At 51.3% G+C, this 24223-nt stretch carries 21 protein-coding genes and 1 tRNA gene; 14 read left to right on the forward strand and 8 right to left on the reverse strand.

What is annotated here, in order from left to right:
* Positions 1-172: 172 nt before the first annotated feature.
* Positions 173-246: transfer RNA gene (locus IPI86_RS02250), tRNA-Val, on the reverse strand.
* Positions 247-372: 126 nt separating this feature from the next.
* Between IPI86_RS02250 and IPI86_RS02255 the strand changes: the two genes are divergently transcribed.
* The 4 genes from IPI86_RS02255 to IPI86_RS02270 all read left to right on the forward strand — a co-directional run bounded on the left by IPI86_RS02255 (position 373) and on the right by IPI86_RS02270 (position 6039).
* Positions 373-792 carry a hypothetical protein gene (locus IPI86_RS02255; protein ID WP_345296354.1) on the forward strand — a complete coding sequence of 140 codons (420 nt, stop codon included), beginning with the start codon at positions 373-375 and terminating at the stop codon, positions 790-792.
* Positions 793-839: 47 nt separating this feature from the next.
* Positions 840-1754: a dihydropteroate synthase gene (folP, locus tag IPI86_RS02260; RefSeq protein ID WP_345296355.1), complete on the forward strand. Its 915-nt coding sequence runs from the start codon at positions 840-842 to the stop codon at positions 1752-1754.
* Positions 1755-1787: 33 nt separating this feature from the next.
* A complete protein-coding gene (locus tag IPI86_RS02265) occupies positions 1788-3116 on the forward strand; it encodes a hypothetical protein (RefSeq protein WP_345296356.1) in 1329 nt (442 codons plus the stop codon).
* A 529-nt stretch (positions 3117-3645) separates the two neighbouring features.
* Positions 3646-6039, forward strand: a complete 2394-nt coding sequence (locus IPI86_RS02270) for a transglycosylase domain-containing protein (protein WP_345296430.1) — start codon at positions 3646-3648, stop codon at positions 6037-6039.
* An 18-nt stretch (positions 6040-6057) separates the two neighbouring features.
* Here the strand turns inward: IPI86_RS02270 and IPI86_RS02275 are convergent, their stop codons facing one another.
* Positions 6058-7725: a universal stress protein gene (locus IPI86_RS02275; protein ID WP_345296357.1), complete on the reverse strand. Its 1668-nt coding sequence runs from the start codon at positions 7723-7725 to the stop codon at positions 6058-6060.
* A gap of 327 nt (positions 7726-8052) precedes the next feature.
* Between IPI86_RS02275 and IPI86_RS02280 the strand changes: the two genes are divergently transcribed.
* The gene (locus IPI86_RS02280) at positions 8053-8439 is read left to right on the forward strand and encodes a DUF2089 domain-containing protein (protein ID WP_345296358.1); all 387 of its coding nucleotides are present in this window, start codon (positions 8053-8055) and stop codon (positions 8437-8439) included.
* Positions 8436-9797: a hypothetical protein gene (locus tag IPI86_RS02285; protein WP_345296359.1), complete on the forward strand. Its 1362-nt coding sequence runs from the start codon at positions 8436-8438 to the stop codon at positions 9795-9797. The genes IPI86_RS02280 and IPI86_RS02285 overlap by 4 nt, the downstream gene beginning before the upstream one ends.
* 110 nt (positions 9798-9907) lie before the next feature.
* On the opposite strand, the gene pfkA is transcribed toward IPI86_RS02285, so the two are convergent.
* Positions 9908-10882, reverse strand: coding sequence for a 6-phosphofructokinase (gene pfkA / locus IPI86_RS02290; protein ID WP_345296360.1), 975 nt, complete (start codon positions 10880-10882; stop codon positions 9908-9910).
* A complete protein-coding gene (locus IPI86_RS02295; protein ID WP_345296361.1) occupies positions 10872-11804 on the reverse strand; it encodes a ribonuclease Z in 933 nt (310 codons plus the stop codon). The genes pfkA and IPI86_RS02295 overlap by 11 nt, the downstream gene beginning before the upstream one ends.
* A gap of 352 nt (positions 11805-12156) precedes the next feature.
* Between IPI86_RS02295 and IPI86_RS02300 the strand changes: the two genes are divergently transcribed.
* From IPI86_RS02300 to IPI86_RS02330, 7 genes are all read left to right on the forward strand, one after another.
* On the forward strand, positions 12157-14469 hold the full coding sequence (locus IPI86_RS02300; RefSeq protein ID WP_345296362.1) for a DNA translocase FtsK 4TM domain-containing protein: 2313 nt from the start codon (positions 12157-12159) through the stop codon (positions 14467-14469).
* A 116-nt stretch (positions 14470-14585) separates the two neighbouring features.
* Positions 14586-15008, forward strand: coding sequence for a cobalamin B12-binding domain-containing protein (locus IPI86_RS02305; protein WP_345296363.1), 423 nt, complete (start codon positions 14586-14588; stop codon positions 15006-15008).
* 136 nt (positions 15009-15144) lie between these two features.
* Positions 15145-16170 (forward strand): methylmalonyl Co-A mutase-associated GTPase MeaB, encoded by a 1026-nt coding sequence (meaB, locus tag IPI86_RS02310; RefSeq protein WP_345296364.1) that lies wholly within the window; start codon positions 15145-15147, stop codon positions 16168-16170.
* A gap of 1 nt (position 16171) precedes the next feature.
* Positions 16172-16723, forward strand: coding sequence for a GNAT family protein (locus IPI86_RS02315; RefSeq protein WP_345296365.1), 552 nt, complete (start codon positions 16172-16174; stop codon positions 16721-16723).
* Between the two features lie 3 nt (positions 16724-16726).
* Complete coding sequence (locus tag IPI86_RS02320) at positions 16727-17716, forward strand: ribose-phosphate diphosphokinase (RefSeq protein ID WP_345296366.1); 990 nt, start codon at positions 16727-16729, stop codon at positions 17714-17716.
* A 9-nt stretch (positions 17717-17725) separates the two neighbouring features.
* The gene (mutM, locus tag IPI86_RS02325) at positions 17726-18535 is read left to right on the forward strand and encodes a bifunctional DNA-formamidopyrimidine glycosylase/DNA-(apurinic or apyrimidinic site) lyase (RefSeq protein WP_345296367.1); all 810 of its coding nucleotides are present in this window, start codon (positions 17726-17728) and stop codon (positions 18533-18535) included.
* Positions 18536-18538: 3 nt separating this feature from the next.
* On the forward strand, positions 18539-19276 hold the full coding sequence (locus tag IPI86_RS02330) for a hypothetical protein (RefSeq protein ID WP_345296368.1): 738 nt from the start codon (positions 18539-18541) through the stop codon (positions 19274-19276).
* 5 nt (positions 19277-19281) lie between these two features.
* Here the strand turns inward: IPI86_RS02330 and IPI86_RS02335 are convergent, their stop codons facing one another.
* From IPI86_RS02335 to IPI86_RS02345, 3 genes are read right to left on the reverse strand one after another with little or no spacing between them, the layout of a single operon-like run.
* On the reverse strand, positions 19282-20127 hold the full coding sequence (locus IPI86_RS02335; protein ID WP_345296369.1) for a universal stress protein: 846 nt from the start codon (positions 20125-20127) through the stop codon (positions 19282-19284).
* A gap of 11 nt (positions 20128-20138) precedes the next feature.
* Positions 20139-20675: a chromate transporter gene (locus tag IPI86_RS02340; RefSeq protein WP_345296370.1), complete on the reverse strand. Its 537-nt coding sequence runs from the start codon at positions 20673-20675 to the stop codon at positions 20139-20141.
* The gene (locus IPI86_RS02345) at positions 20672-21190 is read right to left on the reverse strand and encodes a chromate transporter (RefSeq protein WP_345296371.1); all 519 of its coding nucleotides are present in this window, start codon (positions 21188-21190) and stop codon (positions 20672-20674) included. The genes IPI86_RS02340 and IPI86_RS02345 overlap by 4 nt, the downstream gene beginning before the upstream one ends.
* A gap of 160 nt (positions 21191-21350) precedes the next feature.
* On the opposite strand from IPI86_RS02345, the gene IPI86_RS02350 reads away from it, so the two are divergent.
* Positions 21351-23522 (forward strand): TIR domain-containing protein, encoded by a 2172-nt coding sequence (locus IPI86_RS02350; RefSeq protein ID WP_345296372.1) that lies wholly within the window; start codon positions 21351-21353, stop codon positions 23520-23522.
* 3 nt (positions 23523-23525) lie between these two features.
* Here IPI86_RS02350 and IPI86_RS02355 read toward each other — a convergent pair whose 3' ends face one another.
* A complete protein-coding gene (locus IPI86_RS02355; RefSeq protein WP_345296373.1) occupies positions 23526-24050 on the reverse strand; it encodes a methylated-DNA--[protein]-cysteine S-methyltransferase in 525 nt (174 codons plus the stop codon).
* Positions 24051-24223 lie beyond the last annotated feature (173 nt).

Below are 24223 nucleotides of genomic sequence, written 5' to 3' on the forward strand. Positions count from 1 at the left end.
AGCTGAGATTATAGCAGAGGGCCATCAGTGCTGACACGGAGCGTTTGATCCCCTATCGCTCGGGTAAATAAAAATATCCCATGGAAATGGGATATTTTGTGGGGCTGACGCGGAGCGCTCGAACCCCTGTCACTCGGTTAAATAAAATATCCCATGAAAATGGGATATTTTGTGGGCGCTGAGGGACTCGAACCCCCGACCCCCTCGGTGTAAACGAGGTGCTCTAACCAACTGAGCTAAGCGCCCGTGAGAACCGCATTATAGCATGTGATTGGAAAAATGAAAGATTTCGATTCCCCTACAATCATGTAATTTTCCAACCCTTGATATTTGCCTGCGTTATAATCATATTTAATCGAACAGGAGAGACCCATGACTGAATCAAAACCACTAAATTGGACCCCGGCAACCGATGTCGGTTATTCCGTGATCCGCCGCGGCGATGGCGGCATGACCCTGACCTTTACCGATCTTTCGGATGCCACGCTGGCTCACTGGCATGAATTTGCGCTGGAACATTTGCTTGGTTCAGACCGCCGCACGCGCAATTTGTATGACCTGCGCAGCGTGAAGGAGATCCCTGAAAAAGCCATTCGCATGGCGGTGGATGCCAACAGCGACCCATCCGCGCGGAATATCCGTGTGGCGGTGGTGGTGGCCGACCAGTCTGTTGCGGATGCGATCCGCAGTGTGGCGGCGCTTGCGCTGGCAGGCACAGCCTCTGCCATGAAAATATTTGCGGATATCAACGAAGCCGAAGCCTGGCTCGCCCGCCCATTGGATCAGATCTAGTAAAAAGACCTGACGGAGCTCAAGAAACCTGTCAGGTCTTTAGTTTTATGAATTCACCTTTTTTGAAGATCGGGAGTTTTACATTCAATTGGGGTTCCCGTACGTATGTGATGGGAATTCTGAATGTGACTCCCGATTCGTTTTCTGGTGATGGTCTCATTGCCAAAGGGGATGCGATAAATACTGCTGTTGAGCAGGCGCGGGGATTTCTGGCCTCGGGTGCCGACATTCTGGATGTGGGCGGTGAATCGACGCGGCCTGGTTCCGCTCCTGTCAATGCGGATGATGAGATGGAACGTGTGATTCCCATTGTGCAGGCGTTGAAACAAAATTTCCCTGATGCGCTCATTTCAATCGATACTTACAAGGCGCAAGTGGCTGAAGAAGCGATCAAGGCTGGTGCGCGGATCGTCAACGATGTTTGGGGGCTGCGTGCCGATGATGGGCTTGCTTCCGTGGCTGCGAAATATAAGGTGCCTGTCATTTTGATGCACAATCGCAGCAACCCCGCCAGTGTGGAAGTCCGCGAGAAGTTGGGGGGAGCGTATGCAGGTTCGGAATATCAGAATCTAATGGAAGATGTGAAACGGGAATTGCTCGAATGTGTGGCACTGGCGAAGAATGCCCAAATTGCTGAGTCGCATATTATTTTGGATCCAGGCGTCGGCTTTGGAAAGACGCGCGAGCATAATCTCGAGTTGATCGATCGGCTGGGGGAAATCCGCAAGTTGGGATATCCCGTTTTATTGGGGACATCCCGCAAATCGTTTATTGGTTTCACGCTCGACCTGCCCGCTGACCAGCGTGTGGAAGGCACGGCGGCGACGGTGGCAGTGGGCATTACGCGCGGCGCGGATATTATTCGTGTGCATGATGTGAAAGAGATGGCGCGTGTTGCGAAGATGACGGATGCGATCGTACGAAAACCATTCACCATAAACGAAAGGGATGAACGCGGATAAACTTTTATCTATGTTCATCTGCGGTTAAAAAACATGGACGATTACGGCAAGGAACTTCTCCGTACGGGAATTATCGAGGCGAAAACGGGCGGCAAGGATTCGGCCCGCCGTTATTTGGACCGCGCCATTTACATGTCATCTTCTTTTGATGTGCTGGCTGAGGCCTGGTATTGGATGAGCGAGGTTGTGGATGATCCCGCCGAAAAACGCAAGGCATTGGAGAATTGCCTTGCTCATGAAATGCATCATGCGCGTGCACGGCGTTCGCTGGCGATTTTGGATGGGAAGCTCAAAGCCAATGAAGTAATCAACCCTGATAAATTACCAGCCGAGCCTGTGGGAATGCGCGAATCAGATGCACAGCGTTTCATGTGTCCCAAGTGCGGCGGACGGATGTCTTTTTCTCCCGATGGACATGGATTGGTCTGTGAATATTGTACGCGCAATCAAACGCTCGACTCAGGGACTGCCAACGAAAAAGATTTCATCGTGGCGATGGCCACCGCGCGCGGACACGGAAAACCCTTGCAGGAACAGGTCTTCCGTTGCAATGGCTGCGGCGCGGAGTTCATTCTGCCGCCGAAACAAATTTCTGTTTCGTGTGCCTATTGCAATTCGCCGCATGTGGTGAGCCTTGAAAAGACAAAAGACCTGCTTGCGCCCGATGGGATCATTCCGCATGCATTCAACCAGAAGCAGGCCGTTAAATTGCTTATCAATTGGGTGGAGGGGAATCAGATCAAACCTGAAAAGCAGGTGGAGCTTCCGCGCGGGTTGTATCTGCCGTTGTGGACCTTCGATATTGGCGGGGCGATTGATTACACCTACGAAATGGAAGACGTGAATAGGCGAAACAAGATCTTGGACTGCAGCGTGGCGAGAAAAAGGCCTGTCCGCATTACAAGCGACTACCCGATCATGGAAGATGACCTGCCCTTGCCCGCTTCAAAAAAGCCGTCGGCGGTCTTTTTGAAGATGATTCCCACTTTCGATATGAAATCCATCCAGCCGTATGATCCGCGCTTTCTTGTGGATTGGCCTGCCGAAATTTACGACGTGCCCATGGCTGACGCTTCACTGGATGCGCGCAGCCAGGCTTACAAAAAGTACAAGAATGAATTGCCGAATCACATCAATAACGCGAACATAGTGCATACTTCATCGGCAAATCTTTTGGTTGAATCTTTCAAGCTCAACCTGCTCCCAGTATGGATGACGGAATTGCCGTTCAATGGGCGCGAACACCTGGTGCTGATCAACGGCCAGAACGGGGTAGTACATAGCGATTTGGCAGAAAAGGTCGAAGAGGAAGATGAAAAGGGCGGGCTGTTGGGTTTCCTCGCGGATCTGTTGGATGATTGATGGCGGATGTTTGTTGGGGGAAAGTGGGGGTCGCGCTGGGGGGGGGCCCGCCGCAAGAAGGGGGGGGCAGGGGGGGGGGGAAAGTTCGTGGTGGGTCTTCCCCAAAACCCCCCGGAAAAAAAAAAAAAAAAAGGGGGCGGCCAACAACCCGGCCGCCCCGTTTCCTTTTTTTTTTTTTTTTTTTTTGTGGTGTGGTATTCCCCCCCCCCCCCCCCCCCCCCCCCGAAAAAAATTGTTTGGCCTGTCCCTGCCCCCCCCGCGGGCGGCGGGCGGAAGGTAAAAAAAAAAAAAAAAAAAAAAATAAAAAAAAAAAAAAAAAAAAAATTTTTTTTTTTTTTTTTTTTTTTTTTTTATTTTTTTTTTTTTTTTTTTTTTTTTTTTTTTTCCTCCCTCTCTCCTTCCCCCCCCTTTATACTTCCCTCTCCTCCGTGCGCGGCGCGAGCGCAGACTGCAAAAGCAAAACAAACAGGCGAATAACGCGCGCGGCGCGATTCTCAGCGGGGGGATTGTTTTCTCACTTTTGCTGGCCGTGTTCATCATTCTCGGCGCGTTCGTCTATGCCGATGTCACGCGCGAGCTTCCTTCTGTTGAAATTCTTCCGCGTTTACTCAACCCGCCTGATGGTCTTTTGCTTGAACCTTCGCGCATCTATGACCGCACAGGCACGCAGACTCTTTTTACTTTTGCGCCGATCGATGCACAGCGGCGTTATATTCCTGTCAATGAACAAAATCCCCAGCATATTCCCGCCAATTTAATCGATGCCGTCATCGCCGTGCAGGACCCGCAATTTCGTAAACATTCGGGATATTCCCTTCAAGGTTTGGACGATGCAAATGTGCATCCGACCATCGCGCAAAAACTGATCGGCGGGCTGGTCATTTACAACGAACCGCCGTCGCTGCGGCGCGCTGTCCGCGAGCGGATTCTTGCGGCGCAGATCACTGCGCAGTTTGGCCGCACGCAGGTGATGGAGTGGTATCTCAACAGCGCACATTTTGGCAATTATGCCTACGGGGTCGAAGCCGCGTCGCAGTTGTATTTTGGCAAAGCGGTTGAACAGCTTACGCTGGCCGAATCTGCGATCCTTGCGGCGGCGAGTGAAACTCCCGCGCTCAATCCGCTGGATGCTCCGCAGGTGGCTTTACAGCGCGGACGTGAAGTGCTTTACGTTTTGAACGGGCTTGGAATTGTCAGCGATGAAGCGACTGAACTGGCCCTGGCAGAGACTCCCGAGATCCAGTCCGCGCCTCAGACTCAGCCCGAGCCTGCTCCGGCTTTCGTCAACATGGTCCTCGCCCAGTTGGATTCGCAACTGCCGCGTGATCGCATTGAGCGCGGCGGAATCAATATTATTACCACGCTGGATTTCGATCTTCAAAAGCAGGCGGCCTGTGTCACTGAAGTGTATGCGGCGCGCATGGCTGGTCTTGTTGAGCCAAACGAAAAATGTGACTCTGCGCGATTCCTGCCGTCGCTGCCGCCTGCCGTTACGTTGACCGATTCTTCTGCGAGCGCGTTGATCCTCGATCCGAATCATGGCCAGGTATTGGCAGTGGTTGGTGAAACTGTTCAAGGTGAGGAAACACCGCTCGTGACCGCACACAGGCCCGGGTCCAGTTTGGATGCGTTCGTTTATTTGACAGGATTCACCCGCGGCTTGAGTCCAGCTACGTTGACGTGGGATATCCCTGACGAAGGTGTCGTCCAAAATTTTGACGGCGAATATCACGGGCCTGTGCGGCTGCGAATTGCGCTGGCGAATGATTATCAAATTCCTGTGGAAGCGTTGAAGGCACAAATGGGAATCGAAAATGTAACCAGCATTGCTTCATCGTTTGGTGTCGAGCCGAATGAGCAGGTGACGATGTTACAGCTTGCGGGCGCTTATGGTGTGTTTGGGAAGCAGGGTATTTATTTCGGCCAGAACATGGACGATGAGTTTCTGCCGACAACCGTGCTGCGTGTGGAAGGTGTGGATCGTTCAATGCTGTTGGATTGGTCTCTGCCGCAGGCGAAGCCCGTGTTGACTCCTGCGCTTGCGTATTTGATGACGCATGTGCTGAGCGATGAAACCGCGCGCTGGCCTTCGTTGGGGCGGCCCAATGTGCTGGAGATCGGCAGACCTGCAGGTGTGAAGGTTGGTCAAACCACAGATGGGCTCGATGCATGGGTGGTCGGTTATACGCCCGCGCATGTGGTTGTGACATGGACCGGTGTGCGCGGCCGCGATACGAATGAAACAGTTACGCCGCGATTCCCCGCCGCATTGTGGAGCGCGTTAATGCAAACCGCTTCCGGCGATGCGCCTGCCGATGGATGGACTGTACCCCAAGATGTATCCACCATTACGGTGTGTGATCCATCTGGAATGCTGCCTACTCAAGAATGTCCGAGTTTGGTGAGTGAGGTTTTTCTGAACGGCAGTGAGCCGATACAGGCGGATAATTTATATCGTGAGTTTGGGATCAATCGTGAGACGGGCTTGCTTGCCACAGTGTTCACGCCACCCGAATTGATCGAGACTCGCATTTACATGCTGGTTCCCGAATCTGCTCGGGATTGGGCCTTGAGCGCCGGGCTGGATATTCCACCAGCCTCCTACGATGCCATTCAAGCGCCGCCTGTGAATCCATTTGTGAATATCACGGAGCCGAAATTGTTCGCAGAGGTCGGCGGAGTCGTGAAGATCGTCGGCACGGCTGCGGGTGAGAATTTTCAATACTATCGTGTGCAAGTGGGGAAGGGCTTGAATCCGCAGGAATGGATCCAGGTGGGCGGCGATGTCATTGCTCCCGTTGAAAATGCTGTACTCGCTGAATGGGATACCAGCGGTTTGAGCGGTTTGTATGCTGTGCAATTGTTGGTAGTGCGGACAGATCAAATCGTGGATACAGCGGTAATCCAGGTGACGATCAAATAGCTGTTGGCTAACCGTCTTTTACCGGCAAATAAAGATAGGAATATTGGATTCCCGCAGCATGTAATCCAACGCGCTGCCGATGAATACTTGTTGCAATTTGGAACCGCCGTAGCCACCCATTAACACCAGATCAATATTATTTTCGTCCGCGGTCTGTTTTAAGTGTTCTGTTGCTCCGCGGTCGCTGACTATGTATTCAGCTTCCACTTCGTGAAGGTCGAGATAGCGGCGAACGTGATCCTGCGCATCTGCCTTTAATTGAGGTGAGTCAAGCGCGGTGAAAACGACCAGCTCGGTCTTCCACATTTCTGCGAGATAGGTCGCTACGAACAGGGCTTCCTTTGCGCGGTCGCTTCCGTCAAATGCCAACAAGGCGCGTTTGAAGGGTCGTGCCTCCTCAGGGATGGTTAACAGGGGACGAGATGATTTTTCAATGATCTTTCGGAATGGGGATTGCAAAGCAGATATCCCAGCGGTTGGCGGGTTGGTGATCTTTACAACGATGAGGTCGGTCAATACGGCGCGTTCGCAGATCCTGGTGGTGATGTCGCCAACGTCAATGGCAAGATTTCCTTCCACGCCTGCTTCCGCACACGTTTGGTCGAAACGCGCTTTTACTCCCAGCGAATCTGAACTGTGTGCATCGTCTATTGTTTCAACAATGTGCAGGCCATGCAGTTTGGCATTCTCGTGTTTTGCGATGATGAGCGCCTGATCGAGCGCATCCCAGCTTTCTTTGAATCCGCTCAGTGGGACAAGAAGGTCTGTGAAAAGATGGTCGGTGTAGCGGGCGACCATATGCGCTTTGCGCCAACTCCCAGGCTCAGACTTGGCACTCTCTTCCAGAATCAAATCTGTTGCGGCGATATCAGATTGGATCTCCCAACCCAGTTCTTTTTCAAGTGCGGCGCGGTTTTCCGAGATCCACAAGAACAGATCGGTGATGGTGCGGTTTGGGAACCAACGTAATAGTCCACGGTCGCGGATGGCTTCAGCGAGGGGAATGTAGATCGTGTCGTACCAGTTTGCGGCGGCGTCCCGAATCGGGATTTCCTGTCTGCGTTCCTCCTGCATAACATATTGGCAGATTTGAATCTGTTCCATCAATTTTTCATATTGACAGCAGGAGGTGACACTTAGATCTACATTGGGCCGCGATTCGTGGATGCGGGTCGTATCGAGAAATTCCGCGTATTCTGCCTTGATGATCAAATCATCAGGCTGTACGTTGGGGGTGAGCGGAATGTCCGTTTTGAATTCGATCACGCGTCCTTCAATGGATAATAATCCCTCCTGCCGCGCGATCGATACGCGATGGTTTCCGTCCACTACAAAATAGGCTTCGCCGACTTTGTAAGCTTCGATCGGCGGCAGGCTTGCGTTGCTTCCCACGAATGCGGCTTTGACACGTGACCAGCGTTCCCGGTCTTTGTCGCTGCGCGGCAAAAATGTGCGCGTGAAATCGGTGTAACGCCCCACGCTCCCGACGATTGCATTCAGCGGAATATGTTGTATGCCGCGCTCGGTGCGTGATCGCAGTTTTAGTTTTTCGGCCACTTCTTCGTACGAAAGAAGTTGGGTTGATTTTCCCGTGATACGTGCGAGGACTTCCTGTATGCCTGCCTTGAGGCGCGCAGATTGGAAGTCGTTGATCGCTAATTGAAAATTATATTGATCAGGAAACATCTACTCCTCCAATAAAATAAAATGCTGGCATCAGATGGCTTGGAAAAGGGATGCGCTTATCAGTGCTTGAAAATTTATTTTTCTACTTGTGTACAGTCATCTTCCGAAATGATTTTAGTCCATTGATGATTATACGGATTTACTCCAAATTCAGCAACAAGGCTCTTTTTCTCGATCGCTTGTTCGTTTTAGCGTATTTCTAGTCAAAACCCTGTTTTTTCACTTGTAAACCAAATAAATTTTCGAAAAACCAAAATATTTTGTATTTCATCAAAACTATTGACTTAATGCAAAATATTTGCTAATATGGCGTCAGGAGTTAACCCTATGCCATTAATCCCCCAATCCTGCCCAAGCTGCTCATCCCCACTGGTCGTCACGCAACTCAACTGCACCTCGTGCGGCACCGGCGTGGTGGGCAAATTCGAACTTTCGCCATTTTTCCGTCTCTCACCAGACAGCCTGCGTTTTTTAGAGGTATTTGTGCGCAATCGCGGCAATGTCAAAGAGATGGAACGCGAGACGGGAGAATCCTATTGGGCCATCCGCCGACAATTGGATGAAGTCATTACCGAAATGGGTTTCGAGGAATCGCCCAAAGCGGATGACCTTTCCACGCGGCGGCAGGAGATCCTTGCGCGTCTGAGTCGCGGCGAGATCAACGTGCAGGAAGCCACCAAATTGCTCGCTCAAATTAAAGGAGATCAATCATGAATGGAACCAAAGAACGCCTGATGATTTTAGACATGATCTCGGAAGGCAAGATCACCGCCGCAGAAGGCGAGGAACTTTTCAGAGCATTGGAGGAAGTGGATGAGCCTTCGGCCGAATCAGACAACCCGACGCCTGTTCCGCCTCAAGCGCCATTCCCTCCCCTTCGGCCTGAATCTCCCCAATCCCCGCGTGGACAGCGCGCCTCCACCGAATTGGTCGCCGCGCTCAAAACCGCAGGCATTGACCACGTCACCCTGAGCGATGTTCAGGAAATGCAGGAACACAGCCTCACCGCAGAATACATCAACGAAATGCTCGCCCTCGGCATCGAACCAGACGGCCTTGGCGAGTGGGTCAACCTGCGTATTCACGATATCACCCCGCGTTACGTCCGCGAACTGCGTGATATGGGCATTGAAGATCTCGATATCGATGAACTGGTTGAACTAAGCCTGCACGATGTTTCTGCAAAATACGTTTCCGAATTACGCGAAGTCGGCTTGAAGGATCTGGATGTGGACGAACTGGTTGAGCTTAGCAATCACGACGTCTCCGCCAAATACATTGCCGAGATGCGCGAACTGGGATTAAAAGACCTCGATGTAGACGAACTCATCGAATTGAACAATCACGACGTTTCCGCAAAATATGTTGCCGAATTACGCTCCATGGGACTGAAAGATTTCGACGTGGATGACCTGATCGAACTTAGCAATCATGACATTTCCCCAAAATACATCGCCGAGTTGAAGAAGATGGGCTTCAAGAATTTCGACGTGGATGATCTCGTGGAGTTGGGTAGTCACGATATCTCACCTGAATTCATCGCAGAGCTGCAAACGCTCGGGATCAAAGACCTGGATATCGATGACCTCGTCGAGTTGGGCACACACGGCGTCTCGCCCGAATTCATTGCACAGATGCGCGAATTTGGATTAAAGAATCTGGATACGGATGATCTCGTTCAATTAAGCATCCACAACATCGACCCCGAATTCATGAAAGCCCTGCGCGATTTCGGCATGACAGGTTTCGATGTGGACGATGTGGTCGAACTGGGCATTCACAACGTTACCGCGCGCTATATTGCTGAAATGAAGGAAGCGGGTTTGAAAGATGTGGATACGGAGGAACTGGTCGAGATGCGCATCCACAACGTCACCCCAAAGTTTGTGCGTGAACTGCGCGAAATGGGTTTCAGCAACCTGCCCGCCGATGAGTTGGTTGAGTTGAGCATTCACCACGTCACCCCGCGTTTCATCCGCGAAATGCGTCAGAGATACGGTGAACACCTCACCCTCAATCAACTGCTCGATATGCGCCTGCACGGAGTGGAAGAAGTGCTGGGCAGCCGCTAATTTCCGAACTTTAATATGGCAGAATCATTCTGAACAAACAAAAAAGCCGCCGAGATTAATTCCCAGCGGCTTCAACTTTTAGGACGTAACTCTCGAACCTTCAAAGTCTTTTATCTCGCCAGCACCTTGGTCATATGATAGTACTCCATGTTCACCTTGCGCTTATTGCTGATCACATCCAGCAGCGGAATAAAATCCACGCCTTTGCCTTTCAGCCCGGTCATCACGCCATGTTGACCTTCCACAAGCGCCTCAACAGCTTTGACTCCCATGCGGGACGCCAGCAAACGGTCATAAGCGGTCGGGGAACCGCCGCGTTGAATATGACCGAGAATGGTCATGCGTGTTTTGAAGCCCAGGTCGAGGGTATCGATCTTTTCCACCAGATCCGTGGTGCGGATGGCGGAACCTTCGGCATTGATGATGATCGCGTGAGTTTTTCCGCGTTGATAAGCGTCTTCCACGGCGGCGGCCACTTCTTCACCGGTTACAGGCACTTCAGGGATCAACACCATCTCCGCGCCGCAGACAATCCCAGCCATGACGGCAAGGTAGCCGCTGTTGCGTCCCATGGTTTCGATCACAAAGGCGCGCTGATGGGAGGAGGCGGTGTCGCGCAATTTATCCACGGCTTCCATGATGGTGTTCATGGCGGTATCGGTGCCGATGGCGATATTCGTGCCCCAGATATCGTTGTCGATGCTGCCGGGGATTCCGATCACTTTCACGCCTTTTTGCGAGAGCGCATACGCGCCATTCATCGACCCTTCGCCGCCGATCACGATCAACGCATCCATGCCTGCTTCGTTCATTTTACGAATGGCATCGCGCTGGCCTGCCGGTTCCTGAAAACGCTTGCTGCGGCTGGTGAGCAAAATGGTCCCGCCGCGCTGCAGGATCCCACCCACGGAACGGGCATCCATCGGGTGAAACTCGCCGTTGATCAAGCCTTCGTATCCGTTTTGAATACCGATAACTTGCAAGTTGTTGGTTAATGCGGTTCGCACCACAGCCCGGATGGCCGCGTTCATACCGGGTGCATCGCCGCCGGAAGTAAGTACCCCTACTGTAAATTTATTTACCATTGTCTGTTTCTTTCCTGATTTGATAATTGTCAAAATCGCGGGCCACCACCGTGTTTGGAAAAATGGATTGCGCTTCGGCGATCACATCTTTTTCACGATAGCGGCGCGAAATATGAGTAAGAATTAGTTTTTTAACCCCCGCTTTTATGGCGAGTTCCGCACCCATGCGCGCGGTGAGATGAGAGAATTGCTTTGCCATGTCGGCTTCCTCATCGAGATATGTGGATTCGATGACGAGCGTATCGGCATCCTTGCAGGCTTCGAGCAGGTTGTCTGTTCGGCCGGCGTCTCCCACAAGGACGAGTTTACTGCCCTTTTCCCACGCCCCCAGCACATCGTCAGGTTTGATGCGTGTGCCATCGGCGAGGGTGATCTCCTTGCCATCGACCAGGTCACGGCGTTCCGGTCCGAATGGCACGCCGAGTTCATCCGCTTTTTGAGAAAGGAAGGGACGCCGCGATTTCTCTTCGAAAATATAGCCAAGGCAATCCGGTCCGCGGTGAGTGACCGAAAATGCGGTAACGGTAAAATCCTCGGCGTCGAAAATGACCCCAGGTTTGATCTCTTTTAGAACCAGCGGCATGGGAGGTTGATTGCCGCGCAGGACCACATCAAATAGAAGCGTGCGCACGCGTTCGAGCGTGCTGTGACCGCCGTAGATCTCAAGTTCTTCGATGGCTTCCCAGCGCAAAAAAGTGGAAAGCAAGCCGCCCAGCCCGAGAATGTGATCGAGATGGCCGTGGGTCAATAGAATACGGGTCAGGCGTTTGAATCCGATGCCGGATTGCAGGATCTGCCTTTGTGTACCTTCGCCGCAATCGACAAGGAAACGGTATTCATTATGGGAAACGATCTGTCCCGAAAGCCCGCGTTTTGCAGAGGGCGCGGAGGCAGATGTGCCAAGAAAAAGTATTTCGAACAAGGTTGATTCCTCAGGAAAACGTTTTGAAGACCCGGGGGTGAATCGGGAATATAAAAGACGTAATGATAATCGGCGTTAAACCTCGCAATTGTACCTTAAAGAAATGGCCTTCTCCCGCCTTATGGGAAAGTGGAGAGTATCTGAAAGCATGGACTAAAAAACTCCATCCACGGAATTGCAAGTTTTTTCTCAAAGTTTGGTCTTTTTTGCCAGCCCGACATCACAAAAGATAACAGACCATTTGTGCTATAATCTTTTTGAATTCAATAAACGCAAATTTATATGATGTCAGGCAGGTATAAAGGATGTGACACATCTTCATCCTCTATCAGTCCTCCTTCATCCCTTTAATATGCCACTCCTTAAACCATCCACCCCACCGAAAAAATCGACAAAACCTGCGGGCAAAACCCTTCCCCCTAAAAAAGGAGAAGCACCGCATGGCAAAGGGAAAAGTTCCCACCAGCCTCCGCCGCCTGCTCCCAGGCAGCCTGCGCTCTCCTTTTGGGATCATCTTTCAGCGGAGCGCAAGCTCGATGTAGTAGGTATTCTCCTTGCATTCATTGGGGTTGTCATTATTCTTGGGCTGGTCTCGCCAACCCATTCCGAGCCGATTAAAAAAATATTTTCCATCATCTCGCAAATTTTCGGCTGGGGCATTTACATCCTTCCGCTGGGCATGTTGATCTTTGGCTTGTGGCTCGTCTTCCGTAAGATCGAACGCATTCCCCCGCTTTCCATTGAACGTGTTGTCGGCAGCCTCATCCTATTCTTTTGGCTGCTGACCATCCTGCATACCTTCGTTGCCACAGCCGAAACCGCCGAAGCCGTCGCCCTCAAAGGCATTGGCGGCGGATACATCGGCGGAAAATTTCAATGGGTTCTTTGGATCGGGTTCGGCAGCGGCGGAGCCTTCACCGCCCTCGTCGCATGGCTGGTGATCGGCATTGCCATATTGCTCGACAAACCCGTGCAGGAATTATTCTTCTGGCTCGGACCGTTAATCGCCTGGATTCGGAAACTGCTGAACAGGCCCATCGCTTCAAACGTACCGATACCTGCTCCTGTTTCGACAGAGGAATTCACCCCGATCGACGCTTCTGCCATGCCCGAAGTGAAGCCCGCGGCGGTTGGAGTCCAACCCACGCGCACGACCAGCGGCGCAACTGTCATTCATTGGACATTACCAAACGTCAGCGATATTCTTGATTCGGGCAATGCCCCATCCATCAATGAAGATTTCATCCAGCAGCGCGCAAGATTAATTGAAGAGACTCTCGCCTCCTTTGGCGCGCCAGCGCAAGTCGTTGCCATCAGCCGTGGACCATCGATCACGCAATTCGGAGTGGAGCCGCTTTTCCTTGAATCCCGAGGCGGCGTGCGGACCAAAGTCCGTGTAAGCAAGATCGCATCCCTTTCCGATGATCTGGCGCTCGCATTGGCTGCTCCCCGCATCCGTATTCAAGCGCCGGTGCCGGGTCACAGCTATGTGGGTATTGAAGTGCCCAACGAAGAAATGGCGATGGTGGCCCTGCGCGATATTTTGGAAAGTGAAGTTTACAAACGCAATACCAAGCCGTTGAGTTTTGCGCTTGGACGCGATGTAGCCGGTCTCCCCATTATTGCCAGTATCGAAAGCATGCCGCACATGTTGATCGCAGGAACTACGGGTTCTGGTAAATCTGTGTGTGTGAATTCCATCCTCACTTGTATGTTGTTGTACAACACACCCGATGATCTGCGCATTGTCCTTGTCGACCCCAAACGTGTGGAATTGACCGGGTACAACGGCATTCCGCATTTGCTCGGCCCAGTAGTTGTTGAAATGGATCGCGTGATCGGCGCTTTGCAGTGGATGACCCGTGAAATGGACAAACGCTATCACCTGTTTGCGCAGGTGGGCTCGCGTAACATCACTGATTACAACGCGAAAATGAAATTGCAGGGACAGAAAAAATTGCCCTTCCTCGTGGTCATCATCGACGAATTGGCCGATCTGATGATGATCGCCCCTGATGAAACCGAAAAGACCATCACACGTCTCGCGCAACTGGCGCGTGCCACGGGCATTCACATGATCCTTGCCACTCAGCGTCCATCAGTAGATGTAGTAACGGGTCTCATCAAAGCCAACTTCCCGGCGCGCATTGCCTTTGCTGTTGCATCCAATACCGACAGCCGCGTGATCCTCGATCAGCCCGGCGCGGAACGTTTGCTTGGCCGCGGTGACATGCTCTATCAAGCGCCCGATGCGCCGTCCGCTGCGCGTTTGCAGGGTGTATTCGTTTCAGATCATGAGATTCAAAACCTCGTGGAATATTGGCGCAACCAGGCAGGCGGAGCAAGCCCTTATGCCGTTGCGGGTTCCAACCCCGCAGACTCCGTGCCGACCAATGTTCCGCTCAAACAGACTCCGCTTTGGGATGATATGGCCAAGGTCGAAGGCGATCCGCTTTTCAATGATGCTGTGGAGCTTGTCCGCAAGGAAGGCCGCGCATCTGTTTCCATGCTGCAGCGCAGACTGCGCATCGGCTACACCCGCGCCTCCCGCATCGTGGATATGATGGAGGACAAGAAGATCGTCGGTCCGCCTGAAGGCGCCACACAAATGCGGGCCGTGCTCGATTATGGACAGACCGCACCGCCAAAAGATGATGGAATGTAGTTTTGTAATCAAAACTCCGGGATTTTTGTCCCGGAGTTTTCATAAACCCTATCCGACCCGGGAATTGGGTTTATGATACATAGTATAATTTCACTCATCATTCCCTCGGAGGAACTATGACCGAAAACAAGACAAATCCTGAGCAAGGTCGAAGGATTCGTGTATTAGTCGCCAAACCCGGCCTGGATGGGCATGACCGCGGCGCAAAAGTTGTGGCGCGGGCATTGCGTGATGCCGGCATGGAAGTGATCTACACCGGCTTGCGCCAAACCCCTGAAATGATCGCGGAAGCCGCGCTTCAGGAAGATGTGGATATCGTTGGACTATCGATCCTTTCTGGCGCGCACATGGCACTTACGCCGCGCCTGTTGGAATTGCTGAAAAACAATGGTCAATCCCATGTAAAGATCTTTGTCGGAGGTATCATTCCCGATGAAGACCTGCAACGTTTAAAGGAAATGGGCGTGGCAGGAGTATATGGACCCGGTGCTTCCACCGAAGACATTATCCGCGACGTCAAATTGGCGGTGACGGGTTAACCTGTTCTCACACACAGAGCCTGTGCTCTGTGTTTTTTTCGTCGAAAACAAAACCAAGGTGAACGGAGATAGTCAGAGTGTATCCATCCCCGTTCATCTTTGATTGTTTCGATGGGATGATCCTGAAAAATATTCAATGACCTATTCTCAAGCAGTCCTCAATGGCGAACGCCTCGCACTCTCCCGCCTGTTGACCCAGGTGGAGAATGACGCGTTGGAAGGCCGCGCCGCGTTGATCGAATTGTTTCCGCACACGGGCAAGGCGCATTTGATCGGTGTGACGGGTTCGCCCGGCACGGGCAAATCCTCGCTGGTGAATCAACTGGCACTGCATTATCGCAAGACTGCGCAGAAGCGTGTGGCGATCATCGCTGTTGACCCTTCCAGCCCGTTCACAGGCGGCGCGGTGCTTGGTGACCGTGTGCGCATGCGCGACCTCTCCGGCGACACCGGCGTATTCATCCGCTCGATGGCGACGCGTGGTTCATTGGGCGGCCTCGCGCAATCCACTGCGAACATGGCTCAGGTCTTTGATGCGGCTGGCTATGAGATCATCATCATCGAAACTGTCGGCGCAGGCCAAAGCGAAGTGGATGTTGCCCGGCTTGCGCACACCACGCTGGTGGTGGAAGCGCCCGGCCTTGGCGATGACATTCAAGCCATCAAGGCTGGCATTTTGGAGATCGCCGATATTTTGGTGGTCAATAAATCCGACCGCCCCGGCGTGGAAAATACCGAAAAGGCTTTGAAGTCCATGCTTGACCTGGCACACCCAGCCGAGCGGATCTTTCAACATCACGGCACCGCCATGCGGACATCCTACGATCAGACTTCGGGTGGGCCTGCTTCAAAACAAGATTCATCGTCAGCGCCGATATGGATTCCTCCCATTCAGCGCACGATTTCCACCGAAGGCAAAGGCATCGCAGAATTGGCTGAAGCCATTGCGCGGCATGTGGCGCACTTAACTCACAGCGGCGGTTGGGCTGTTCGTGAGCGTGCCAGGCTCGAGGTCGAGTTGGATGCGTTGATCCAGGAGACTCTGGTCAGCCGATTTCGTGAGCAGGTCTCACAGAGTCAGTATGAAGACGCGCTGACGAAAATGATCCAAAGAAAGATGTCTCCGTGGGAAGCCGTCAAGTTATTGATGAACGGAGGTTGAGATGAGCATCATTTATGGTGAGCGGATCAGGCTGCGTGCCACCGAGCGGGAAGATGTGAAAAGTTTTCATGCCTGGGTGAATGACCCGGAAGTGACACGCTATTTATCGCTTTCACTGCCGATGTCGAATGTGGATGAAGAGAACTGGTTTAACTCCATGAGCCAGCGCGCGCAAAGCGAAAAGACACTTTCGATCGAAGTGCGTGACGGCGACGGTTGGAAGTTGATCGGCAATAGCGGCGTGTTCGATGTCGATCAGGTGACCCGCTCCGCCGAACTTGGAATCATGATCGGCGAAAAAAGTGAATGGAACAAAGGCTACGGCACGGAAGCCATGCTGCTTTTGGCCCGCCATTGTTTTGATACCTTGAACCTTAATCGTGTTCATTTGCGCGTATATGCGGAAAATCTGCGCGGAAAGCGCGCCTACGAAAAAGCAGGCTTTGTGGAAGAAGGACGCCTGCGCGAGGCGGTTTATAAACATGGAAAGTATGACGATGTGATCGTCATGAGTATATTACGTTCGGAATGGGACCAGAGGAAAGGCAAATAATAGATGCATCATGTTCATCACGACCTGAAAGTGTACGGCGGAATTAAGTTGTTTGCAGGCACCGGCTCGCCGGAGCTTGCCCAAAAAATAGCAGATTACCTCGGTCAGCCGGTGAGCGGCCGTGAAGTGATCGAATTCCCGAATGAAAATCTTTTTGTGAAGCTGAATGGAAGCGTGCGGGGACAGGATGTTTATGTGATCCAGACCACATCGTCGCCGGTGCATCGCAATTTGATGGAACTGCTCATTATGATCCAGACCCTGCGTTTGGATTCCGCGGCCCGTATTACGGCTGTGGTTCCGTATTTATGCTACGGCCGCTCCGATAAAAAAGATCAGCCGCGTGTGCCGATCACCGCGCGTTTGGTCGCCGACATGCTCGAAGTTGCAGGCGCAGATCGTTACATGACCCTCGACCCGCATGCGGGTCAGGTGCAGGGATTCTTCTCGATCCCCGGCGATGTGTTGACCGCCTCTCATTTGCTGGTGGGGCACATCAATCGAAACATGCGCCAGGATATGAAAGACCCGGTCGTGGTTTCTGTGGACCTCGGCTTTGCCAAAAAGGGACGCAACTACGCCGCAGATATGGATATGCCCATCGCCTTCATCGAAAAACGCCGTCACGGAAATGACGCCAACGCCGAAGCATTGACCCTCATTGGCGATGTCAAGGATCGCGATGTGATCATCGTGGATGATGAAGTGGATACGGGCGGCTCGATCGCACAGGCTGTGAATGTGGTCAAGAATAATGGCGCGCGCAATGTGTATCTCGCTTTTGTACATGCCATCCTTTCCCGCAACGGCGCGGAACGATTGGCCTCCCTGCCCATCAAGCACATCATCACGACTGACTCTGCTCCGCTTACTCCCGAAAAATGGAAATTTCTCGAAGGCCGCATCACCGTGCTTTCGGTCTCTGAACTGCTGGGTGAAGTGATCAAACGCGCCCACGAAGGCCGCTCGGTTGGAGAGATGTTCAACGAATAAACCTTCCTTATGCCCGAACTCCCCGAAGTAGAAACGTTTGCCCGCGCGCTGAAACCGGAATTGGTTGGCAGCACCATCCTCTCTGCCGATTTGCGCTGGGCGCGTACGCTTGCCATTCCTTCGCCTGCTCAATTTAGAAAACAGGTGGCTGGGCAAAAGATCGTGGATGTTTCGCGCCGCGCAAAATACCTCGTCATTCACCTGAAAGATTACAATCTCCTGATACATTTGCGCATGAGTGGAGATTTGGTCATAAGAACAGGTAAAATCAGGGCTGAAAAACACGACCGCCTGCTTTTACACCTTTCCGGTAACAAGACATTGGCGTTCAATGACACCCGCAAGTTTGGGCGTGTGTGGCTTACGGACCAGCCCGAAAAAATTCTTGGTAAACTCGGCCCCGAACCGCTCGAAAAGGATTTTACGGCGCGTTGGCTCTTTGAAAATTTACACACCCGCAAACGCCAGCTAAAACCGCTGCTTCTCGACCAATCTTTCATTGCGGGTCTCGGTAATATTTATACAGATGAATGCCTGCACATCGCAAAACTTCATCCGCTTGCATTATCGAATACCGTCAAGCTGGAACAGGCCGAAGCTCTTCATAAGGCGATCCGCGCCGTGCTCAAGGAAGGCATTCGCCGCAACGGTGCCAGCATAGATTGGGTGTATCGCGGCGGTGATTTTCAAAACCATTTTCGTGTGTACGATCAGGATGGCAAGCCCTGTCCTGTTTGTGGCACAACAATACAAAAGTTTACCGTTGGCCAGCGCGGTACGCATGTCTGCCCGAAGTGCCAGGTTCTTGAAAGGAAATAAATCATGGAACTCCAATTTGCAACAGTTACTTGGCCAGTGCCAGCCGTGATAGGCGTGGGTCTTGTGGTTTTGCTGATCGGCTTCTTTATCGGTTTTTTGGATTCGAATCTGCGCACGAACAAAAAAATAACCGCCGCTGAAGTGCAGGCGGAGGCCAAGATCAGAGAAGCTGAAAATAAGATGATCCTTGCAGCCCGTGAAACGGGTGAACAACAAAATGATGACCCCGGCTTGCTGCGTCTCAAAAAAGAAAACGCCCACTACTCGCTTGAAATGGATGGAAGGGTCGTTGGCAAACCCCTTTCGCCAGACGAAAAGCGGCGCTTGATCGAACTGATCACGATCTTTCGTCCGTGGCTTGATGGCGGACAGCCTTCCCAGCCTGCCTCTCAACTCGCCGCACCGACTCAATCCCAGCCGATGCCTGTTTCTGTTCAATCAACAGCGCCTCGTCCCATGCAGCCGATCATGACCGTTTCCGCAAAGGCGGAAGCCGATAAAGCGATACGGGCGATGAGCATTGTCAATCAGATCGATACCGTTTTACAGGCGCGCCTTGCAGACACCCCTCTTGAAAAAGCGGGCATTCGTTTGCAGGAATCCGCCGAAGGTGGTGTGGAAGTGATCGTGGGTCTGGAAAAATTTGCCACTGTGGACGATGTCCGGGATGCGGCGATCAAGAAAGAGATCCGCGCTGCCATCGCCGAGTGGGAAGAAAAATACGTACCTGGGGCGAGATAAAAAGACTATTCCCTCTTATATCGAGCCGATAATACCGGGCAATTCCCGCTTTCGGCGATCTCTGCGGTCACATTGGGCGCATAAAGCTGTCGCAATGCATTCGTGCTGTATGGCGATCCCATGCACAGTAAATCGTATCCACCCTCCTTGATCTCAGACAATATCTCCTCGACCACATTGCCTTGACGCGCTTTTACGCTGGCAGTTAACCCGTCATCTTTTGCCACGCTCAACGCCTCGCGCAGACTCCGCCCAATGGGGGTATCTGTCTCTGTCAGGTTTTTCCAGTTCTCGCGGACGATCCGAGCGGTGGGGTAATCCAGGTCCATTGGCGGAACAATATGGAGCAAGGTGACTTCTGCACGGCTTTTCATCGCCATCTGCATGGCAATGTGTTCTGCGGTAACCTCATATCCAAGCCCGCCGATGCAGATCAATATCTTTTTCAGCGGAAGTTTTGATTCAGGCACATATAGGATCGGCTGTTCGATCTCTTCCATTAAATGACGAATGGAGCGCCCCGTCAGCAGGCGGCGGATCTGTGGACGTCCCAGTGGGCCGAGTACAACGATGTAGTCACCCTGACGAGCTTTTTGCGGGATGACATCTTCTGCATTGCCATTTTCCACAAGCAGGTCATATTCCACTTGATTTTTCTTGAATAATTCAATGGCACGCTCGAACACATCTTCAAGCGGATTATGGTCGTCAATGGCTGCGGGATTTAATTTTTCATTCACACCCAGTAAAGTAATTTTGGCATTGATATTTGAAGCAAGCCAGATGCCATATTCAATGGAAGGCCAGGTTCCTGTGAATCCGTTGGTTGCGATTAATAAGTCAGGTGTCATAAGATATCCATTTAGCGAAATAAGAATACGCCCAAAACTCCTGCGCCAAGCAGGACCAGGGGCGAGGGAATTTCAAACCATAGAGCAACGGCGCTTGCCGCTGCGATGAACAATGTTCGTCTATCGATTTTCTTGGTCTGGCCCACATGGAAAAGCTCCCAGGCCACCATGATGATCAGCGCGGCAATTGCCGGGCTCATGCCTTTTACAAATCCCTTAAGCCAATCTTCCTGTTGAAAACGCTGAAGGATGGATGCCACAGCCAGCATCATGACGGTAGGAGGCAGCACCGCGCCAAGCAAAGCGGTAAATACACCGGGGATTCCGCCTGCTGCGTAACCAACAAACATCGCAAGTTTTAGCGCTTCGCTTCCCGGTAATACGTTGGAAAAACCAACCGCTTCAACAAATTGCTCCTCGCTCATGACCTTGCCGACGGCTTCCTTGTAAAGCAGGCCGACCGATGCTGGGCCGGATGGCGAAAGCAGGTTTACTTTCAGGAACATCCATAACAGACTGATCCAGACAGAGAATTTTGATTGATTCATGATGAAAGTAGAAAGATTCCAACAAGGCCAGCCAGGATTACAATGACCCGCTCGGGCGCTTTGAACCACATGGCAAGCAGGCTGACGATGCCAATCCCCCAGCCGACGAGACCGGTCTCCCCGCCCTTTTCAAATATTTTCCAGGCTGTAAAGACCATGAGGATTGAAATGGCCGGGGCAAGGCCTTCCACAAAATGACCCACCCAGGCTTCACGTCGCAGGCGATGGAGGATCATGGTTACACCTAGAATGATAAGCGTGGGCGGCAATATGGATGCGAGTAAAGCCACCAATCCGCCCGGAATGCCGGCAGCGGCATATCCGATGTACATGGCGAGTTGAAGTGCGTCACTGCCAGGTAATACTGAGGAAAATCCCACGGCTTGAATAAATTGGCTTTCGGTTACAAATCTGCCTATGGCTTCATGATAGAGTAACCCCACGGAAGCCGGGCCCGAGGTGCTGAGTAAATTGACTTTGATGAAAGTCCAGAAGAGTTGGGAGAGGATGTCCAAGGTTGTTAGATGTGTTAAGAAGTATTAAAGGGGGAGATTTTTTGTCTGCTTTTTTAGATTGTCTTATCGTTTCATACTATTATATGGTGGGGAAATTTTTCGAAGTGTATCATATTACCTGTGTTTGACGTATAATTTATTTAAGTATCGTGTGGGCGTTATGAACAATCAAACAGTCACACGTCCTTTGAAAGCATTTCTTTGTCACGCATCTGGGGATAAACCTCCGGTACGTGAGTTCTATAAGCGTTTGGTCTTTGAGGGGGTGGATGCCTGGCTGGACAAAGAAAAGCTTTTGCCCGGGCAGGATTGGCGGGTAGAGATTCCCAGGGCGGTACATGAGGCGGATGTTGTAATTGTTTTTCTTTCTAATAAATCGATTTCAAAAGAGGGATATGTTCAAAAAGAGATCAAATTTGCATTGGATATCGCCGAAGAAAAACCTGAAGGGACAATTTTCCTGATCCCGGCACGGCTGGAGGAGTGTGTTGTTCCGGAGAGATTAAGCCGATGGCATTGGGTGGACTTATATGAGGAAAACGGGTTTGCCCAATTGTTGCGTTCCTTAAAGTTGCGCGCCGATGCTGTGAGAGCCACCGTTGAGCCGTCGTCATACGAGGATACAGATAAAGAAGTTGAACACAAGTTGGAGCAATTATATACAGAGGGGTTGGCAGCCTTTTATACGGAGGAGTGGGACAAAGCCTGTCAGCGTTTTCAAATGATCTTGAGTGAACATCCAAACCATAAAAATGCGGCTGAAAAATTGACAGAAGCAGAAAAGCAGAGGAGCTTGGCAAAGTTATACGCTCAGGCAGCGCAGGGGCACAAGGCCGAAAATTGGTCAGAGACCATACAGGCATTGGAAGAGCTTTTGCAGAAATCCGCAGAATACAAGGATGCCGCGCAACTGCTCAGGAATGCGAAGAAACAAAAACGTCTCAAGGAATTATATGCGGAGGCCAAAGCATTGCACGCCGCGCAGAAGTGGCAGGCAGTGCTTAAGGTCTTTGAGCAGATTTTCTTGATTGAGCATTCCTATCCCGATCCCGATAGTTTGCTTGCCTCTGCGCGGAAGGAAGTCGCAGAACTGCAACGCCTTTCCAGTTTGAATGACCAATACAGCCTTGCCCTGCGTGGGATGGAGTCTGGGAACTGGTACGAAGCGCGCCGATTGTTGGAAACGGTACACAAATCCCAGACTGGATTCCTCGAAACAGAAAAATTGCTTAAGAGTGTGGAAAATCAGATCCTGAAGGTGGAGGAAACACGTAGACAGAACGACCAGATCAACACATTGTACGAACAGGCGCATGGATTGCTCCGCTCGAAAAAGTGGCGTAATGCTTTGGATAAAATGGAGGAGATCCGAAAATTGGATGATCAATTTCTGGATAAGGATGGTATCTCTGAAAAAGCCAAAAACGTACTTACGCTTGAAGAGCAGGATGCGCAGCGACAAAATGAACTGGCGGCAATGTACGCTGAATCAGCTCGGTTGTTGAAAGAGGGAAAATATCAGGAAGCGCTGGATAAGTGGCAGGAAGTAAAGACGGTTGATCCGAAATATCCAGACAGGCAGTGGGTGCAGAGAACGGCGCGGAAAAAACTGTCAAGTATAGCCAGACCGGTGCGGGCAAAATTCCGTTACACGATCATCGGCTCGAATTCGATAAAAATCGTGAGTGTGATTTTGTTTTTCTCCCTTCTTGGCGCAGGTATGATTGCGTTATCGAAAAGTTCCGCCGATTCTACATCACTCATGAGGGATAATTTCAATTCCATTCTTTATAACGGCAGTTTCAATCACAATAAATGGACGGAGCAACCCCAAAATCCCAAGAAAGTTTTTTACCAACAAGGTGGACGGCTGGTTCTGAATCAACCGGAAAGAGATATTGCAAGTTTTTTGTTAGTTAAAGATTTTGAATTCTCCACAACAAGTATTACTTTGATTCAAGCTGATTTAATGGTTGACACGATTGAGGATAATGCTTCAATTCAGTTACATGCTTTAACGACAAGAGGAAGGTTTATCTGTGGATTGCAAGCTTCAATTAGGCATTGTTTTTATGAAAGCAATTACGGCGGTCCTGTAACACAAATCAAAACCGTTTATTCTCAAAATAACGGATGGCATACCTTTTATATTGAAATAAACCCGTTCACTCATATGGCGTTTTTTCATATTGACGGTGATCAAGTTGGTTCAAGTGTTCTTGCAGCAGATGAGCAGTTGACAGGTGTGATTATCGGTGTATGGAATTCTACCGGGTTGCCTGCAAAAGGCTATATTGATAATGTGAGCATCGAAACCCGCGGTTCGCCGTAACTTTTACGTAATTACCGCGCCTTCCATTTTCAAGAGCCATTCCTTTGTCTTCAGCCCGCCTTTGCCGCCGTAGCCGTGGAGTTTGCCGTCTTTGCCGATGAGGCGGTGACAGGGGATGACGAGCGGCATGGGGTTTGTGGCGTTGGCGCGGCCCACGGCGCGGTAGGCGTGCGGATGTCCGATCTGCACGGCGACATCGGCGTAGGTGAGTATTTCTCCATAGGGGATGGCATATACAGCCTGTAATGCTTTTTGTTGAAATGGTTTTAAAATCCCCCAATCGATCTCAAAGGTGAAATCACGGCGTTTGCCTTTGAGATATTCCCCCAGTTCTTTGACATAGGGATGGATCACTTTTTGATTTTGTTCCACTGTCGCTTTCAGTCGGAACAGATGTTGAATCAGTTCGGGCTGAGAGTCTGCCCATTCAACAGCGACCAGCCCCAGGTCGGAGGCGGCGATGCGTAAATCTCCGAGGGGAGTGTTGTTCAATTCACCAAGATAAATTTTTAGGGGAGAGAATGTCATTGTGTCGTCCTCCAAAAGAAAAAGCTAAAAGTGTTTGCATTCCTGTTAATTGTCGGACAATCGTAGGGCAAGCGTAGGTCAGGCGTCAAGTACGTTTTTAGCAACCATGATAAATTTACATTCGTAAGGTGATTTCTCTTCTCCTCCTTTACCAAGAGAACCGCGGTCGGCGT

Source organism: Candidatus Villigracilis affinis (assembly GCF_016705895.1).
In the GTDB taxonomy this organism is placed as follows: domain Bacteria; phylum Chloroflexota; class Anaerolineae; order Anaerolineales; family Villigracilaceae; genus Villigracilis; species Villigracilis affinis.

What these genes read in the sequence shown, in the direction of transcription:
- IPI86_RS02255 (WP_345296354.1), top strand. Translation starts at nt 373, where the DNA reads ATGACTGAATCAAAACCACTAAATTGGACCCCGGCAACCGATGTCGGT.
- folP (WP_345296355.1), top strand. Translation starts at nt 840, where the DNA reads ATGAATTCACCTTTTTTGAAGATCGGGAGTTTTACATTCAATTGGGGT.
- IPI86_RS02265 (WP_345296356.1), top strand. Translation starts at nt 1,788, where the DNA reads ATGGACGATTACGGCAAGGAACTTCTCCGTACGGGAATTATCGAGGCG.
- IPI86_RS02275 (WP_345296357.1), bottom strand. Translation starts at nt 7,725, where the DNA reads ATGTTTCCTGATCAATATAATTTTCAATTAGCGATCAACGACTTCCAA.
- IPI86_RS02280 (WP_345296358.1), top strand. Translation starts at nt 8,053, where the DNA reads ATGCCATTAATCCCCCAATCCTGCCCAAGCTGCTCATCCCCACTGGTC.
- IPI86_RS02285 (WP_345296359.1), top strand. Translation starts at nt 8,436, where the DNA reads ATGAATGGAACCAAAGAACGCCTGATGATTTTAGACATGATCTCGGAA.
- pfkA (WP_345296360.1), bottom strand. Translation starts at nt 10,882, where the DNA reads ATGGTAAATAAATTTACAGTAGGGGTACTTACTTCCGGCGGCGATGCA.
- IPI86_RS02300 (WP_345296362.1), top strand. Translation starts at nt 12,157, where the DNA reads ATGCCACTCCTTAAACCATCCACCCCACCGAAAAAATCGACAAAACCT.
- IPI86_RS02305 (WP_345296363.1), top strand. Translation starts at nt 14,586, where the DNA reads ATGACCGAAAACAAGACAAATCCTGAGCAAGGTCGAAGGATTCGTGTA.
- meaB (WP_345296364.1), top strand. Translation starts at nt 15,145, where the DNA reads ATGACCTATTCTCAAGCAGTCCTCAATGGCGAACGCCTCGCACTCTCC.
- IPI86_RS02315 (WP_345296365.1), top strand. Translation starts at nt 16,172, where the DNA reads ATGAGCATCATTTATGGTGAGCGGATCAGGCTGCGTGCCACCGAGCGG.
- IPI86_RS02320 (WP_345296366.1), top strand. Translation starts at nt 16,727, where the DNA reads ATGCATCATGTTCATCACGACCTGAAAGTGTACGGCGGAATTAAGTTG.
- mutM (WP_345296367.1), top strand. Translation starts at nt 17,726, where the DNA reads ATGCCCGAACTCCCCGAAGTAGAAACGTTTGCCCGCGCGCTGAAACCG.
- IPI86_RS02330 (WP_345296368.1), top strand. Translation starts at nt 18,539, where the DNA reads ATGGAACTCCAATTTGCAACAGTTACTTGGCCAGTGCCAGCCGTGATA.
- IPI86_RS02335 (WP_345296369.1), bottom strand. Translation starts at nt 20,127, where the DNA reads ATGACACCTGACTTATTAATCGCAACCAACGGATTCACAGGAACCTGG.
- IPI86_RS02340 (WP_345296370.1), bottom strand. Translation starts at nt 20,675, where the DNA reads ATGAATCAATCAAAATTCTCTGTCTGGATCAGTCTGTTATGGATGTTC.
- IPI86_RS02350 (WP_345296372.1), top strand. Translation starts at nt 21,351, where the DNA reads ATGAACAATCAAACAGTCACACGTCCTTTGAAAGCATTTCTTTGTCAC.
- IPI86_RS02355 (WP_345296373.1), bottom strand. Translation starts at nt 24,050, where the DNA reads ATGACATTCTCTCCCCTAAAAATTTATCTTGGTGAATTGAACAACACT.